A 14,936-nucleotide genomic window follows, 5' to 3' on the forward strand; every position below is an offset into this window, starting at 1 on the left:
TCTGGTCATGATTATATGTCAATATGATATAAAAGTTCTCCGCCCCCCGCGCGGCGCGTGGAATCTGTCGCATCTCGCAGACAGTCGAGAACACAGCCGACGTGCTTCAGCATGGCCCTTAAATCACCCCTCGGCGCGTTCTTTTTTGTCACGTCGTGATATAAAATGAGAGCAGACGGATTGAGAGGACTCGTTGGCCCGTTGCCTGATAGACCGATAAAGGAGCCATCATGATGATCACATTTCAATCGACGGCGTCGCCGGATGTCGTCATGCTCAGGGACCTCGCACAATATCTGCTTGGTCTGATCGGCAAGCGGCTCGGCGCGCGGGGCGTTATCAGCCACGACGAGCTGCCCCGCGCGATCGATCGGCTCGAAACCGCCATCACCGAAGACGCGGCCGCGGAAACGACCCTCGAAGCATTGCACTGCTCAACCAGTAATCAACGCGAGTCGCGCAACCGGCTGTCGCAGCGCGCGTGGCCGTTTCTGGACATGATGCGTGCGGCGCGCGACTCGGACGCGGACATCATCTGGGGGCTGTAGTTCGTCGAGGGAATCGCGATGAAACGACTTGCGTCGTGTCGACGTTTCGCAATCGTCCTCATTTCGGTTTGCGCCGTTCCGCTTGCCTATGCGTTCTCACCCGCGCAGCAGACCGGCCGATACCCGCAGCCGGTGTGCGGCTCTTGCACCGCATCGTGCGGCACGGGGGTGCGAAGCAGTGTGATCGGCGTGTATGGCGGCACCGTTGTCGACCAGTTGTCCAGCGGAGCGGTGGTGCTCGTGAAATGGCCGAACGGTTCGCCGCACGAGGCATGGACCGCTCGGTCGCATGGCTATGGTTTGCCCGTCGATCCCGCGGCAAACGCTGCTCATGTTTTCTTTCTGTGGCCTGAGTCGTAGCGCGGTGTTCCTGATCGGCGGCGCCGAGCAACCCGCTATTTCAGGGCAGGGATTCGGTGGCCGCCGAAACTCGCGAATAGTGCCTGTTTGACGGCGTTTCTGTCGGTATTTGCGTGCATCGGTGTCGCGCGGTATATATCACGAACTGACATATAATTAATTGATCACGTGCCGCACGGCGCAAGGAGATTCTCATGTCGAGCTTCAAGCGCATTCTTCTCTGCTACGACGGAACTCGCGAAGGACAACACGCGTTGAAGGACGGTGCCGCTCTCGCGCAAGACCTGAACGCAGAAGTGCACCTGCTTTCCGTGCTCAACAATACGGCGTGGATGCAGGGCGCGGACATCACGTCCGCGGTGCCGGTCGATTTCATCAACGAATCCGCCAAAACGCTGCTCGACGAGGGCCTACAGAAGCTCGCCGCACGCGGAATTCGCGCGACCGGTCATCTCGCGATCGGCGAACCGCTCGATGAGATTCCGTTTTTCGCTAACGATCTGAAGGCCGATCTGGTCGTCGTCGGTCATCGTCGCAGTCACGGACTCGCGCGATGGTGGGGTGGCCGGCACGACGGGCTGCTGCTCGATCGCGTGACGTGCAGCGTGCTGGTCACGATGGGCGCGGCAACCGGTGCGCCGGCCGCAGCCGCAGGCACGGGCGAGACCGCGCGGTCCGCCGAACATTCATGAGCGTGTGTTGTGTGTTTCGTTGGCACGGAGGCACACCATGAAAGACGTCGACGAACGGTTCAATCATCCTCAGCCCGTCAGGCACAGCGATAACGAAAAGAGCAAGCTGCCGCAGCGCGCCGCCGATGCGCAGCGGCCGAAGAAGAAACCCGAAGGCGAGCCGCCGGTCGAGTGACGAGGGGCGGCGCCACGCCGTTCAGTTCGCGCGGAAACACTAAAACGCTGCCAGCCCGAAAGCCTGGCAGCGTTTTAGTCATGCATGCAAACCGCTGGCACAGGCGACCGACATCACGTCAGACAATCAGAAGTCGGTGCTGACCGACAACAGGAACGTACGCGGTGCGCCCTGGGTCAGGTACGTCGTCGCGCCGTAGGCCGACACGGCTGACCAGTACGCCTTGTTCGTCACGTTCTGCACGGTGGCGCGCAACGTCGTCCTCTTGCCGTAGATGGACGTCTCGTAACGCGCCCCCAGGTCGAAGCGGTTCCACGACGGGATCGACAGCGTGTTGGCCGCGTTCGCTTCCTGCGCGCCGGTATGGATCCAGCGCGCGTTGACCGCGAGCCCCGGCACCATCGGAATGTCGTAATCGGCGCCCAGGTTGAACAGGAAAGTCGGCACGCCCACCGGACGGTTGCCGTCGTAGGTTCCGCCTTGTGTATTCTCGAGCGTCGCGTCCATCAGCGAAGCGCCGGCCAGCAGACGCAGGCCCTTGAGCGGCTCGCCGTGCACTTCGGCTTCGAGACCGCGATGGCGCTCGTTGCCGTTCAGGCCATAGATATGCGTGGCCGGGTCGGTGAACGCCGACGGCTGTTCGATCTGGAAAGCGGCAAACGACGCACCGAGCCTTTCGGTGTCGTACTTGACACCCACTTCCCACTGCTTCGTGCGGACCGGCGCCAGTTGTTGACCGTAGTTCAGCGTGCCCGCCGGCGCGATGCTGCCCGCGGCAAGCGCTTCGCTGCGGTTCGCGAAGATCGACACGTTCTGCGTCGGGCGCAGAACGAGGCCGAACAGCGGCGTCGTGATGCCGTCGCTGTAGTTGCCGCTGCCGATGCCCGTGTTGTCGTAGTTGGCCGTCGCGATCTGCTGGCGACGCGCGCCGACCGTGAACAGCACCCGGTCATGCAGGAAGCCGAGCGTGTCGGACGCGGACACGCTGCGGATCACCGTGGTGGCCGTCATGCCCGGATCGGCCAGGTTGCCGCCTGACATCGTCGTGGCCGGGTAAGGCGTCTGCACCGTGTTGTAGAGCGAGACCGGGCCCATGAAGGCGTAGGTCCACGCGGAGTTGGTGTTCTCGCTCGTGATGGCGCCGCCCGCCGCAACCCTATGCGACACCGGGCCAGTGTCGAAGCGGCCGCGCACGCCGACTTCGGCGGAGCTCGAATTCTGGTTGTACGGCACGCCGAGACGGGCACCGGTGACGCCGGTCGACGAATAGGTCGGCGAGTAGTACTCACCTTGCTCGACCGTGCGGCGCACACCACCGGTCGCATAGGCGGTCCAGCCAGGCAGGAAGTCGTATTCGGCCTTCAGGATGCCGACGGTGTCTTCGAGGTTCGTGTACGACCAGTTCTGCGCGTAGTTGTAAGTTGCCGGCGGCACGGCGGGAATCGCGTCGGTGAAGTAGACGACCGTGCGGCCGTCGCTGACGTGCTCGCGCTGATACAGGAAGTCGCCGGACAGACGCAGCTTGTCGCCGCGCCAGTCGAGCGCGACGGCCGTAGTGTTGTCGCGGCGGTGTTCGCCGTCGATGCTCGTCTCGCCGTCACGATTCGCCTGGTTCACGCGGATCCCGAACTGGCCTTCGCTGCCGAAGCGTCGGCCGACGTCCACCTGCGCGCCGAACTCGCCGGAGCCGCTGGTTGCGAGTGTCACGTTGGTGGTCGGCGTGTCCTCCGCTCTCTTCAGCTGCACGTTCACGCCGCCGCCGATCGCCGAGCCCGTCGGCGAAGCACCGTTCAGGAACGCGTTGGCGCCCTTGAACACGTCGACCCGCTCGACCGCCGCGGTCGAGACCAGTTGGCGCGGCGTAACGCCGTACAGACCGTTGATCGAGATGTCGTCGGCATTGAGCTGGAAGCCGCGAATCACGAACACTTCCGAGAAGTTGCCGTAGCCGTACGCGGTTCGCACCGACGGGTCGTTTTCGACCACGTCGGCGAGCGTGCGCGCCTGCTGATCCTTGATCAGCTTGGCCGTGTAGGTCGTCATGCTGTACGGCATGTCGATGTTGCGCTGCTTGCCGAGCACGCCGTAGTCGGCGCCGCGCGCGACCTGGCCGCCCGCGTATGTCGGCGACAGGTCGCCGGGCAACTCTTCGACGGCGGCCGCCTGAACCTTGATGGCGGGCAGCGTGCCGTCGGCGGCGGGGGCGGAGTCGGTGGATTGAGCGAACGCGCTGGCCGGGACACTGAAAGCGACGGCGATGGCGGCAAGGATGGTGGCGCGATGCAGAGTGGCTTGAGCAGGCGTGGCCTGCGGGCGATTCCAGCGTGAAACGGACATGAATTGGAAAGTAGGCGTGGTCGTCGATCTTCCGTCCCGGGGCGCTAGTTGGAATCCGGGCGGCATTTTTCCTGGTTGCACGCGCGGATGATGCCATTTATGTAAGCAGTCCGAGCGCAGAACGAAAGGTTCGGCGGAATTATAGTGCAAATAGGAATCATTCCTATTGTAGAGGCGCAACGATTTACGGAACTGATGGCAAAAGTGGATGTTTTCGATGACGTCGAGCGGCCGCGACGCGCGGGTTTGACGCCGCCGCAGCCGCGGTACAGCGCTTGCTACCCACCGAAAGGTTTACTCGCAGGCCGCCATACATGCCACGAAATCCGACTACCTGCCAGAGGTGGAGCGCCCGAGAGATCCAGCTATTGCACGGCGTGCCGCGCGTACTCGTCATCGACGACAACGAGAACGCCGCCGAAGCGCTTGCCACCTGGCTTTCCTACGAGGGCGTCGAGGCGCGCGCCGCGACAGGCTGCACCGCGGCGCTGCACTGCGTGCGCAACTGGGTGCCCGACGTCGTCGTGCTCGACATCATGATGCCGGAGCGCGACGGCTACGAAACGGCGAGCGCGCTGCGCCGCTATCTGCCGACGCACAGCCTCGGCATCGTCGCGTTTACGTCGCTAGACGAGGACCACGTGAGGCAAACCGGCCGCGAGCGCCACAACTTCGACGGTTATTGCCAGAAGGGCACGGCGCCGGCCACGCTGCTCGCCCTGCTGCGAGGGTTGTGGCGCGGCTAGCGACGGGGGCGCGCGTCGATAAAAAAACGCGGCGGCGTGGACATCGCTCCACACCGCCGCGCTTTTCAACCCCGCTCTTTAGTCGGACCCGCAACCCGCCGCGCTCAACCGCTCAGCTCTTTCGCGCGGTCTGCATCCAGCCGGCTTGCACGCCGAACTGCGCGATCTGTTTCGCGACTGCATCGGCGAGGCGCTTTGCATCGTCCGACACGCCCGCGCGCTTCGTTTCGGTCACGCCGTGCAGGCCCGCGCCGGCCGCTGCCGCGGTCGCGACGGTGCCGGCCGCCGCGCCGACCCCGGCGGTTTCGACCATGCCGGGCATCTTGCCGCTGTCCGCGTTGGCCGTGAAGCTCTGCACGACACGCGGCGTGCCGTCCGCGGGCTGGTAGACGATCCGCACCGCGCTGCTCACCTCGCTCTTGCCCGCGCCCAAGCCGATCAGCGTGCGGCGGCGGCGATTGCCGGCGTCGATCGTCTCGAAGCTGCCTTGCACGAGCAGCACGTTCTGGCCGGCGGGCACCGGCGCGTCGGTGCGCACCGCGTGCAGTCCCATCGCCTGCAGCTGATGGACGATCTCGTCGGCGACCTGCTCGCGCACCTGGGCGGCATCGGCAACCTGCTTCTGCGCGTCCGACGAGCCCGACATCTGCGTCTTCAGTTTTTGCAGCATGCCGCCGTTGTCGAGCTTGACCTGCTGCGGATCGGCATCGAACGTGTAGACGTAGATCGTGTCCGGATGCATCGTCGATTGCGTGCCTGCGTCGGCCGTCGCGGACGTGCTCGTCGCGCTCAGATTCGTGACGCTGGCGCCGGCGCAGCCGCTCAGCAGCGCGCCGCCGCACACGAATGCCATGCAGGTGAAACGGGCGGCGTTCTTTTTGATGAAGTTCACTGAAGTCAACATGATGATCCTGTGGTCGGCACGCGGTGCCAGTCTGTTCGAGTCCATCGCCGATGATCGGGCAACCGTGGGATCGTCGATCATCGGCGAAGGGATTCGCACGTGAAGCCTTTCGATCTCATGCGTCTGTGATTCGTCACGCACCGGCAGCGAACGAAGTATGGGTGAGCGGCTCGCCGAACTCCATTCAACAATTATTTCGAGCGATGTCACGGCGAGACGAAGAAGAGCGCGCGGACGTCGAGCCGCCGATCAGCTCAAAGCGAGCTTGACGATGCAGCACAGGACGAAAACTAGCAGGGCGGCGGCAATGGCCATGTCCATTGGATAGCGCATTCCTTCACCCTGCCCTGACGTTGCGGAGCTCCTATCGTAATCACCTGACGGAAGATGAAAAGCATCAGTGAAGCGCCAATGTGGGACAGGCAACGTAGTCCCGGAAAGCCGCGCGGGGCGGGGCTGCGGGAGCGCACGGACGAGATGCGGCGATGCAGCGGTCGCTCGATCGCGCTCGCATGCTCCGGCGCAAAGAAAAAGCGCCACGTGGCGCGGCGCTTTATTCGCAATTCGCGATGAGAATTTATTGCGGTTGTGCCGCTGGCTGACCCGGCGGCGTGCCATGCGGGGCCTTGTTCGCCGCCACGAGATCTTCGGCGAGACTCGTGCGTAGCGTCGCGATCGCCTGCTCGGGATTGGCGGGCTTCAGCTGCTCGCGCGCTAGCGAGTCGTACACGTAGTGACGCAGCATCGGGTCCTGGGTCTTGTTCAGCACGTCGTGGTAGACGGCGACGATCTCGCCTTCATGACCGTTTAGCGCGTATAGACGGCGCAGTTGTTCGAGATCATTGATCACCGCGAAAGCTGGGCTCGGGTGACCCCTCATCGGACCATGCCCCGGCGGCCCGTCGCCGCGCGGGCCGCCGTCGCGCATAGCGGCGGGCGGGGGCGGCGGCATGCCGTCGTCGGCGAGCGCGGCCGTCGCGATGATGCCAAGAACCGCGGCCACGGCCGCGCCGAAGAATGCGTTTCTCATGATGTCGCTCCCATCGAAAACAGCGCCGGCGCCACGATGGACCGGCTCCTCGCAACGATAGTCGACCCGCTGATTCGTCGGGTTACGAAAGCCATTCAGTAACTTTCCGAGCCTTTCGCGGCGCGCGGCCTAGCGGAGCGCGGCGTAGCGGCGCGCGGCTCTGCGGCGCAGACCCCGAAGCGACGCACGTTGCCGTGAACCGGTTTTCGCCAGGGTGAGTCCGCTGGCGCAACCCAGCCGGATAGCGCATGATTGCTCCGATGTGCCGTGCGACCCCAAAAGCACCTTGCTGTGGCGGCACGCGCGGCACACGCAGCCGCCGGCATCGGCGTCGCGCCTGGTGCGGGCGACGCAGAGGCGATGAGTCTTCAACCGCAAGGAGGATTTCGCATGGACCGACCCGATGCAGCCAATCCGTTTGGCGATCTAACCAAAATGCTGGAGCAGTTCAAGCTCCCCGGCTTCGACGTGCCCGCCATCATGGAAGCGCGCCGAAAGGACATGGAAGCGCTGGTTCAGGCGAATCAGACAGCATTCCAGGGGATGCAGTCGCTCGCGCAGAAACAGGCCGACATGCTGCGCACCACGCTGGGCGAGCTACAGGCGCTGACTGCGCAGCTCACGGCGGCCGGCACCGCGCCGTCGAGCAAAACCGCGGAGCTGATCCAGCAGAGCCTGCACAAATCGCTCGCCGACATGCAACAGCTTGCACAAGCTGCGTATCAGACCCAGGCGGAGTCGTATGGGGTGATCGCGAAACGCGTCGAGGAGAACGTGCAGGAGTTGAAGTCGCTTCTTCAGCAACAGAAGAAGTAGCGCACGCCGCGAGTTCCGGACGATCTATGACGCGGAGGGCCGCCAGGCCCTCCGCTTTTTTTGCCCGTCGGGATTTGCGTTGCAAGCCTCATGTAGCCAGAGGAATGCGGACTCCGCCCGCTCGTTATTCAGCAGACGCTTACATCGATGAACAAGCGCTGCTCACGTTCGCAACTTTTACGCGTGGCGGCCGCAATTTCCGCAGTCGGTCAGTTCTAAATGTCAGACGGAAACCGAATAAGCGTCAAAGCATTGTCGCCAAAAGGCTTTTGCCCACGCTGATCAAACCCGGTCGATCGATTCAACAACTCCGAACAGTTTCAATCGCGCCGCAAACGCTTGCCACGCGCCATTCCCCTGACTAAAGTTTCGCCTCGCCTTTCCGTAGACGCATTCACGCAGCCAAACCGGCGTGAAGGCAACCGGCTTTGCCGGTCAGGTGTGCGCCCCTAGTCTCGCGTTTGTGATCGGCTACATGCAGGTCGCGGCGTTTCACCTCGAAGGAAATCTCTTGAAACCGATGCTTCTCACCCGCATTGCCTGCGCAATGCTCGGGGCAAGCTGCGCGTTGCCGTTCGGCGCGCACGCGACGCTCGGCCAGAACGCCAGCACCGTCGACGGCGATCGGACGCGCCTGCATGCGGTTGCTCGCGCGGCCAGCGCACAGGGCGCGTATTCGGTGTATGCGCTGACGCTGCCGTCCGGCACCGAGGTGCGCGAATACGTGGCGGCCAACGGCATCGTGTTCGGCGTCGCGTGGGATGGTCCGACGCTGCCCGATCTGAAGGCAATGCTCGGCGCGTCCTTCGATGCCTACGTCGCCGCCAGCGCGGCGCGCCGCGGCGCGCCGCTCGCGGTCTCGAACAGTGACCTCGTGGTGTTCTCGAGCGGCCATCTGCGCGCGTTCACCGGCTACGCCTATCTGCCGCAGGCGGTGCCCGCGGGCGTCGACGTCAGCGTTATTCAATAACGGAGCGAATCATGCGATCCAGGTCTTCGTGGATGACTCTGCTGGGCGCGGCGCCCCTCGTGGTTCTGGCGCTGCTGTTGAGCGCGTGCGGCGGCGGCGGGGGCGGCAGCGCGAGCACCACGGCCAATTCGAGCACCTCCAGCAACTCGAACGGTTCGGGCAGCTCGACCAGCTCGTCGGGTTCGACCGTGACCAACACGTCGCCGTCGCCGCAGGTGCTGGCCGCCAACGCGGTGCGCGTGACGGTCGACTCGGGCGTCAGCAACGTGCCGAACATGCCGTTCGTCAGCATCACGATCTGCGCGCCCGGCACCAGCAACTGCCAGACGATCGATCACGTGCTCGTCGATACCGGCTCGTGGGGCGTGCGCGTGTTCGCGTCGCAATTGCCCGCGTCGATGAGCCTGCCGCAGCAGCAGGACGGCTCGGGCAACCTGGTTGCCGAATGCATGCAGTTCTTCGACGGCTACACGTGGGGCGCGGTGAAGCTCGCCGATGTGCAGATCGCCGGCGAGAAAGCCGCTGCGCTGCCGATCCAGGTGATCGATCCGGGCTACGCGTCGCTGCCGGGCGATTGCGCGGCCGTCGGCGCGGCGCGCAATACGCCGGCCGCCTTGCAGGCGAACGGCATTCTCGGCATCGGCGTGTTCAAGCACGACTGCGGCGCGAACTGCGTGCAGCAGGCGATCCCCGCGACCTACTATGGTTGCGGCGGCACCAGCTGCACGTCGATACCGCTCGCGCAGACGTACCAGGTCGCCAATCCGGTGCCGTACTTCGCGACCGACAACAACGGCTCGATGCTCAGTCTGCCTACCGTGCCGGGCGGCGCGCCATCGGTGTCGGGGCAACTCGTGTTCGGCATCGGCACGCAGAGCAACAATGCGCTCGGCGGGGCGCAGGTGGTCGGTGTGAGCCCGTCGAACGGCACGTTCACGACGGTGCAGAACGGCACCACGTATACGCGCAGCATTATGGACAGCGGCTCGACGGGACTCTTCTTCCAGACCACCTTGATGCCGGCCTGCGCGAGCCCGAACAGCGCTTATTACTGCCCGAGCTCGACGCAGCAGTTGAGCGCGATGATCGAAGGCGTGAATGGCACGACGAGCGCGGTGACGTTCAGCGTCGGCAATGCGATGTCGATCGCGCAGACTGATAGCGGCGACTCGGCATTGCCGCTGCTCGCGGGCCCGGCATTCGTCACGTCGACGGTGTTCGACTGGGGGCTGCCGTTCTTCTACGGTCGCAATGTCTACGCGGCGATCGAGCAGCAGTCGACGCCCGGTGGGACGGGGCCTTATGTGGCGTACTGAAGTGGCGTACCGAAGTCGCGTATTGCAGTGGCGAGCCGAGCGCGTGTAGCCGGTTGCTCGCGGCTCGATGATGAGCGTCATAAGCGCCCGCTGCCGGCTGGTCCGGCGGCGGGCTTTTTTATGCGCTTGCTGGCTCGCGGTCGCCCCGCTTGTCGCGCTTGTCACCCGCTGCCGCGATCACGCGATGCACAAAGCGCAGCTTGTCGACCACCGGCGCGGCGAGCGTGAACGGATAGCCGTCGGGCATGCCGAGACTGCGATTCAGACTGTTCAGCGCATAGGTGAGCGGAAACCAGCGCTTCATCAGATTGCCGAAGCTCGCGTCCTCGACCGGCGTGCGGTCGGTCAGCGTCGGCTCGCTCGGATCGTCGGGCAGCAGCGCGAGGCCGTAAGACGTCGACGTGTCGAGCACGTCGACGATCAGCAGATAGTGCGCCCATGTCTCCGCCCAGTCTTCCCACGGATGCATCGTCGCGTAAGCGCTGATGTACGACGCCTGCCAGTCGGCCGGCGCGCCGTCGCGATAGTAGGCGTCCAGCGCTTCGCCGTAGTCGGCCTGCTCGTCGCCGAACAGCTTGCGAAACGGTTCGAGCCAGCGCGGCTCGGTTTCGATCAGGTGGCGGAAAAAGTAGTGGCCCGTCTCGTGGCGGAAGTGGCCGAGCAGCGTGCGGTACGGCTCGCCCATCGCGGCGCGCACTTTCTCGCGATGCGCGTCGTCGGCCTCGGCGATGTTCAGCGTGATCAGCCCGTTGTCGTGACCGGTCATCACGGGCTTGCCGGCGCCGCCGTCGGCGAGAAATTCGAAGGCGAGACCGCGCTCGGGGTCCGCGTCGCGCGATCGCACGTCGAGGCCAAGCTCGCCCAGCGTGTACAGCAGACGCCGCTTCGCGACTTCGAGCCGGTACCAGTAGAGCCGGTTTTCCGGTTCGCTCAGGTTCGGAATCGTGCTGGTCAACTGGCAGGCGTGGCACAGCGTGTCGGGCGAATCGGCTGGGATCATCCAGTTGCAGACGTTTTCGACCGCGTAGTTGTGGCATTGTCGGAACAGCGCGCCATTCGCCTCGGGATGCAGGCTGCGCCAGCGGCCGTCGCCGGCGTCCCCGAACGCGCTGATTTCCCGCAGTTCAGGCAGATAGCCGAGCAGCGACTCGCAGCGCTCGCAGCGGACGTTCTCGTAGAACACGAGGTGCGCGCAGCGATTGCAGTGGAAAGTTTTCATCGGGCGGGCCTCGTGATCGGTGCTATGTCGTTTGCGATGATGAGCCATGGTAAGCGCCATCATCAACGCGATAGCGGACGAAAGCCGGTCGCAATCTTCATGCCGCGATTGCCAGACGTCACCGCTTTAACGCACAGTACGGTCATGATCGTGCATCGGCGCTGCGCCGCTTTGGTGCACGGTCCGAGGCGAGCCCGCGGCAGGGCGCGAGGTACGCAACGCAAACGCAGTTCAGACAACACCAAACGATTCATACGGGTTTGTCCAGCAACGGCATAGAGCTTGCTTTTTTGGCGGGCTGCCCCCCTTCGTCGAGGAGTCCGGAGTGTCCATACGCGTCGCGTTGCATCACGTTACTCATTACCGCTACGACAGGCTGGTCACGCTGTCACCCCAGGTCGTGCGGCTGCGGCCCGCGCCGCATTGTCGTACGCCGATCCTGTCGTACTCGATGCGCGTCGAACCCGCGAGGCACTTCATCAACTGGCAGCAGGACGCGTTCGCCAACTATCAGGCGCGGCTCGTGTTTCCCGAGCAGACCCGTGAGTTCAAGGTGAGCGTCGATCTGGTCGCCGAAATGGCCGTCTACAACCCGTTCGACTTCTTTCTCGAACCATCGGCCGAGCAAGTTCCATTCGACTACGCGCCGGAGCTGGCGGCCGAACTCGCGCCCTACCGTGTGAAGCGGCCGATGACGCCGCGCTTCGCCGGGTTCGTCGCGAGCATCGACCGCACGCCGGCCGGTACCGCGAACTTCCTGGTGGCGCTGAACCAGCGGCTGCAACGCGAGATCCGCTACCTGATCCGGATGGAGCCGGGCGTGCAGACGCCGGAGGAAACCTTGACCAATGCGGCGGGCTCGTGCCGCGATTCGGGCTGGCTGCTCGTCGAGACGCTGCGGCAGCTCGGCTTCGCGGCGCGCTTCGTGTCGGGCTATCTGCTGCAGCTCGCGCCCGACCTCAGATCGATCGACGGCCCGAGCGGCACCGAGGTCGACTTCACCGACCTGCACGCGTGGTGCGAGGTCTACCTGCCAGGGGCGGGCTGGATCGGGCTCGATCCGACCTCGGGGCTGTTCGCGGGGGAAGGGCACATACCGGTCGCGTGCACGCCGGAGCCGGGCAGCGCGGCGCCGATCTCGGGTGCGGTCGACGAAAGCGAGGTCGAGTTCGGACACACGATGTCGATCGAACGCGTGCTCGAGTCGCCGCGCGTCACGAAGCCGTATAGCGAAGCCGCGTGGCACGACGTGCTGAAGATGGGCGCGCGGGTCGACTACGAACTCGCCGACATGGACGTGCGACTGACGATGGGCGGCGAGCCGACCTTCGTATCGGTGCGCGATCGCGACGCCGCCGAATGGAACACCGACGCGCTTGGACCCACCAAGCGCGGCTACGCGGTCGCGCTGGTGGACCGGCTGCGCGAGCGCTACGGCGCGAACGGCTTCCTGCATATCGGCCAGGGCAAGTGGTATCCGGGCGAGCAACTGCCGCGCTGGGCGATGTCGCTGTACTGGCGCGCCGACGGCCAGCCGTGCTGGCACAACCCGGCCCTGTTCGCCGACGAACGCGAGCCGGGCCGCTACACGGCCGCCGACGCGCAACGCTTCATCGCGCATCTGGCCGCGAAGCTGTCGCTCGACCCCGACTGCATCCAGCCCGGCTACGAAGACACCTGGTACTACCTGTGGCGCGAGCGCCGCCTGCCGGTGAACGTCGATCCGTTCGACGCGCGTCTGGACGACGAGCTCGAACGCGTGCGACTGCGGCGCGTGTTCGACGCGGGGCTCGCGAGTCCGTCAGGCTACGTGCTGCCGCTCGGCCGCGAGCGCGGCGCGCCGGGCATCACGCCGACGTGGATCACGGGCCGCTGGTTCTTCCGCGACGACCGCATGTATCTGATTCCCGGCGATTCGCCGATGGGCTACCGGCTGCCGCTCGAATCGCTGCCGTGGGTCTCGAAGACCGACTATCCGTATCAGCACGCGCACGATCCGTTCGCACCGCCGCAGCCGCTGCGCACGGCCGCGCAGTTGCGCGTGCAGTACGAAGGCGGGCGCGCGGGCCGGCAGATCGCCGAGGAACAGACGAGCGCGCGGCAGGCGGCCGCGCTGTCGCTGCCGGCGGCCGATCTGCTGAGCGGCATGCCGTACGGCGGCGTGCTCGCGTATGCGTCGCAGCGCCATGACGAATCGCTGCCCGCGCTTGGCGAATCGTCGAAGGACACGCTGCGTACCGCGGTGTGCGTCGAGGCGCGCGACCCGAAACGCGCGGCCGGCCCGGAAGCCGAAGCCGATTCGTTCGGCAGCGGCCGTACGCTGCTGCACGTATTCATGCCGCCGCTGACCGATCTCGACGACTATCTCGACCTGCTCGCCGCAGTCGAAGCGACGGCCGCGGAGCTGAAGATGCAGATCGTGCTCGAAGGCTATCCGCCGCCGCGCGATCCGCGTCTGAAAGTGCTGCAGGTGACACCGGACCCCGGCGTGATCGAAGTCAACATTCATCCGGCCGCGAACTGGGACGAGCTCGTCGATCACACCGAGTACCTTTATCAGTCGGCCGCGCACAGCTATCTGAGCAGCGAGAAGTTCATGCTCGACGGGCGCCACACTGGCACCGGCGGCGGCAATCACTTCGTGCTCGGCGGCGCTACGCCGGCCGACAGCCCGTTCCTGCGCCGGCCCGATCTGCTCGCGAGCCTGATCGCGTACTGGCACAACCATCCGTCGCTGTCGTATCTGTTCTCGGGGCTGTTCATCGGACCGACGAGCCAGGCACCGCGCGTCGACGAAGCGCGCAACGATCAGGTCTACGAACTCGAGATCGCGTTCTCCGAACTGCAACGCCAGGTCGATCTGCTCGGCGGCCGCGACAGCGGCAACCTGCCGCCGTGGATGATCGACCGCGCGCTGCGCAACATCCTGATCGACGTGACCGGCAACACGCACCGCGCCGAGTTCTGCATCGACAAGCTGTATTCGCCCGACGGCCCGACCGGCCGCCTCGGCCTGCTGGAGCTGCGCGGCTTCGAGATGCCGCCGCACGCGCGCATGAGTCTCGTGCAGCAACTGCTGCTGCGCGCACTGGTCGCGCGATTCTGGCGCATGCCGTACACGCAGCGGCTCACCCGCTGGGGCACCGAGTTGCACGATCGCTTCCTGCTCGGCACCTTCGTGAAGATGGATTTCGACGACGTGCTCGCCGAGCTCGGCGAAGCCGGCTTCGCCTTCGATAGCGCGTGGTTCGCGCCGCACTTCGAATTCCGCTTCCCGCTCGTCGGCGAGATGACGCTGAGCGGCATCGACCTGACGATCCGCAATGCGCTCGAACCATGGCACGTGATGGGCGAGGAGGGCGCCAGCGGCGGCACGGTGCGCTATGTCGATTCGTCGGTCGAGCGGCTCGAGGTGCGCGCGCTCGGGTTGAACGGCGATCGTCACGTGCTGAGCGTCAACGGCGTGCCGGTGCCTTTGCAGCCGACCGGCCGCGTCAGCGAGTACGTGGCCGGCGTGCGTTTTCGCGCGTGGTCGCAGCCCTCGGCGCTGCATCCGACGATCGGCGTACACGCGCCGCTCACGTTCGACCTCGTCGACACATGGAGCGGCCGCTCGCTCGGCGGATGCCAGTATCATGTCGCTCATCCGGGCGGGCGCACCTATCAGACCTTCCCGGTCAACGCCTACGAGGCGGAAAGCCGGCGACGCTCGCGTTTCTTCGCGTCGGGTCATACGCCGGGGCCGCTCGCCGTGGGCACGCCGCAGCGCAGCCTCGAGTTTCCGTTCACACTCGATCTGCGCCACAGTTGAAAAACACGCATC

General features: G+C 65.2%; 12 protein-coding genes. 8 read left to right on the top strand and 4 right to left on the bottom strand.

Annotation, left to right across the window (positions count from 1 at the left end; genetic code table 11):
• Nucleotides 1-230 precede the first annotated feature (230 nt).
• The 3 genes from HDG34_RS26180 to HDG34_RS26190 all read left to right on the top strand — a co-directional run bounded on the left by HDG34_RS26180 (nucleotide 231) and on the right by HDG34_RS26190 (nucleotide 1,775).
• Nucleotides 231-548: a DUF1840 domain-containing protein gene (locus tag HDG34_RS26180; RefSeq protein WP_018423542.1), complete on the top strand. Its 318-nt coding sequence runs from the start codon at nucleotides 231-233 to the stop codon at nucleotides 546-548.
• Between the two features lie 554 nt (nucleotides 549-1,102).
• Nucleotides 1,103-1,600, top strand: a complete 498-nt coding sequence (locus tag HDG34_RS26185; RefSeq protein WP_184063430.1) for a universal stress protein — start codon at nucleotides 1,103-1,105, stop codon at nucleotides 1,598-1,600.
• Between the two features lie 37 nt (nucleotides 1,601-1,637).
• Nucleotides 1,638-1,775: a hypothetical protein gene (locus HDG34_RS26190; protein WP_184063433.1), complete on the top strand. Its 138-nt coding sequence runs from the start codon at nucleotides 1,638-1,640 to the stop codon at nucleotides 1,773-1,775.
• Nucleotides 1,776-1,901: 126 nt separating this feature from the next.
• On the opposite strand, the gene HDG34_RS26195 is transcribed toward HDG34_RS26190, so the two are convergent.
• The gene (locus HDG34_RS26195) at nucleotides 1,902-4,112 is read right to left on the bottom strand and encodes a TonB-dependent siderophore receptor (RefSeq protein ID WP_184063436.1); all 2,211 of its coding nucleotides are present in this window, start codon (nucleotides 4,110-4,112) and stop codon (nucleotides 1,902-1,904) included.
• Between the two features lie 314 nt (nucleotides 4,113-4,426).
• On the opposite strand from HDG34_RS26195, the gene HDG34_RS26200 reads away from it, so the two are divergent.
• On the top strand, nucleotides 4,427-4,858 hold the full coding sequence (locus HDG34_RS26200; protein WP_184063438.1) for a response regulator: 432 nt from the start codon (nucleotides 4,427-4,429) through the stop codon (nucleotides 4,856-4,858).
• 112 nt (nucleotides 4,859-4,970) lie between these two features.
• Here HDG34_RS26200 and HDG34_RS26205 read toward each other — a convergent pair whose 3' ends face one another.
• Together HDG34_RS26205 and HDG34_RS26210 are read right to left on the bottom strand one after the other, a co-directional pair.
• Nucleotides 4,971-5,762: a DUF4410 domain-containing protein gene (locus tag HDG34_RS26205; RefSeq protein WP_184063440.1), complete on the bottom strand. Its 792-nt coding sequence runs from the start codon at nucleotides 5,760-5,762 to the stop codon at nucleotides 4,971-4,973.
• Nucleotides 5,763-6,339: 577 nt separating this feature from the next.
• Nucleotides 6,340-6,792 (bottom strand): hypothetical protein, encoded by a 453-nt coding sequence (locus tag HDG34_RS26210; protein ID WP_184063443.1) that lies wholly within the window; start codon nucleotides 6,790-6,792, stop codon nucleotides 6,340-6,342.
• Between the two features lie 390 nt (nucleotides 6,793-7,182).
• Here HDG34_RS26210 and HDG34_RS26215 point away from each other — a divergent pair, with 390 nt between their 5' ends.
• The 3 genes from HDG34_RS26215 to HDG34_RS26225 all read left to right on the top strand — a co-directional run bounded on the left by HDG34_RS26215 (nucleotide 7,183) and on the right by HDG34_RS26225 (nucleotide 9,894).
• A complete protein-coding gene (locus HDG34_RS26215; protein ID WP_184063446.1) occupies nucleotides 7,183-7,608 on the top strand; it encodes a phasin family protein in 426 nt (141 codons plus the stop codon).
• A 520-nt stretch (nucleotides 7,609-8,128) separates the two neighbouring features.
• Nucleotides 8,129-8,578 (top strand): DUF2844 domain-containing protein, encoded by a 450-nt coding sequence (locus tag HDG34_RS26220; RefSeq protein ID WP_184063567.1) that lies wholly within the window; start codon nucleotides 8,129-8,131, stop codon nucleotides 8,576-8,578.
• Nucleotides 8,579-8,589: 11 nt separating this feature from the next.
• Nucleotides 8,590-9,894 carry a DUF3443 domain-containing protein gene (locus tag HDG34_RS26225; protein WP_184063449.1) on the top strand — a complete coding sequence of 435 codons (1,305 nt, stop codon included), beginning with the start codon at nucleotides 8,590-8,592 and terminating at the stop codon, nucleotides 9,892-9,894.
• A gap of 118 nt (nucleotides 9,895-10,012) precedes the next feature.
• On the opposite strand, the gene HDG34_RS26230 is transcribed toward HDG34_RS26225, so the two are convergent.
• Nucleotides 10,013-11,113, bottom strand: a complete 1,101-nt coding sequence (locus HDG34_RS26230; RefSeq protein ID WP_184063452.1) for a putative zinc-binding metallopeptidase — start codon at nucleotides 11,111-11,113, stop codon at nucleotides 10,013-10,015.
• 325 nt (nucleotides 11,114-11,438) lie between these two features.
• Here HDG34_RS26230 and HDG34_RS26235 point away from each other — a divergent pair, with 325 nt between their 5' ends.
• Nucleotides 11,439-14,924, top strand: a complete 3,486-nt coding sequence (locus HDG34_RS26235; RefSeq protein WP_184063455.1) for a DUF2126 domain-containing protein — start codon at nucleotides 11,439-11,441, stop codon at nucleotides 14,922-14,924.
• Nucleotides 14,925-14,936 lie beyond the last annotated feature (12 nt).

Origin of the sequence: Paraburkholderia sp. HC6.4b (assembly GCF_014200875.1) — a bacterium.
In the GTDB taxonomy this organism is placed as follows: domain Bacteria; phylum Pseudomonadota; class Gammaproteobacteria; order Burkholderiales; family Burkholderiaceae; genus Paraburkholderia; species Paraburkholderia tuberum.

Coding starts and splice junctions, on each gene's coding strand:
- HDG34_RS26205 (WP_184063440.1), bottom strand. CDS start 5,762: ATGTTGACTTCAGTGAACTTCATCAAAAAGAACGCCGCCCGTTTCACC.
- HDG34_RS26230 (WP_184063452.1), bottom strand. CDS start 11,113: ATGAAAACTTTCCACTGCAATCGCTGCGCGCACCTCGTGTTCTACGAG.
- HDG34_RS26220 (WP_184063567.1), top strand. CDS start 8,129: ATGCTTCTCACCCGCATTGCCTGCGCAATGCTCGGGGCAAGCTGCGCG.
- HDG34_RS26210 (WP_184063443.1), bottom strand. CDS start 6,792: ATGAGAAACGCATTCTTCGGCGCGGCCGTGGCCGCGGTTCTTGGCATC.
- HDG34_RS26200 (WP_184063438.1), top strand. CDS start 4,427: ATGCCACGAAATCCGACTACCTGCCAGAGGTGGAGCGCCCGAGAGATC.
- HDG34_RS26215 (WP_184063446.1), top strand. CDS start 7,183: ATGGACCGACCCGATGCAGCCAATCCGTTTGGCGATCTAACCAAAATG.
- HDG34_RS26195 (WP_184063436.1), bottom strand. CDS start 4,112: ATGTCCGTTTCACGCTGGAATCGCCCGCAGGCCACGCCTGCTCAAGCC.
- HDG34_RS26225 (WP_184063449.1), top strand. CDS start 8,590: ATGCGATCCAGGTCTTCGTGGATGACTCTGCTGGGCGCGGCGCCCCTC.
- HDG34_RS26185 (WP_184063430.1), top strand. CDS start 1,103: ATGTCGAGCTTCAAGCGCATTCTTCTCTGCTACGACGGAACTCGCGAA.
- HDG34_RS26190 (WP_184063433.1), top strand. CDS start 1,638: ATGAAAGACGTCGACGAACGGTTCAATCATCCTCAGCCCGTCAGGCAC.
- HDG34_RS26180 (WP_018423542.1), top strand. CDS start 231: ATGATGATCACATTTCAATCGACGGCGTCGCCGGATGTCGTCATGCTC.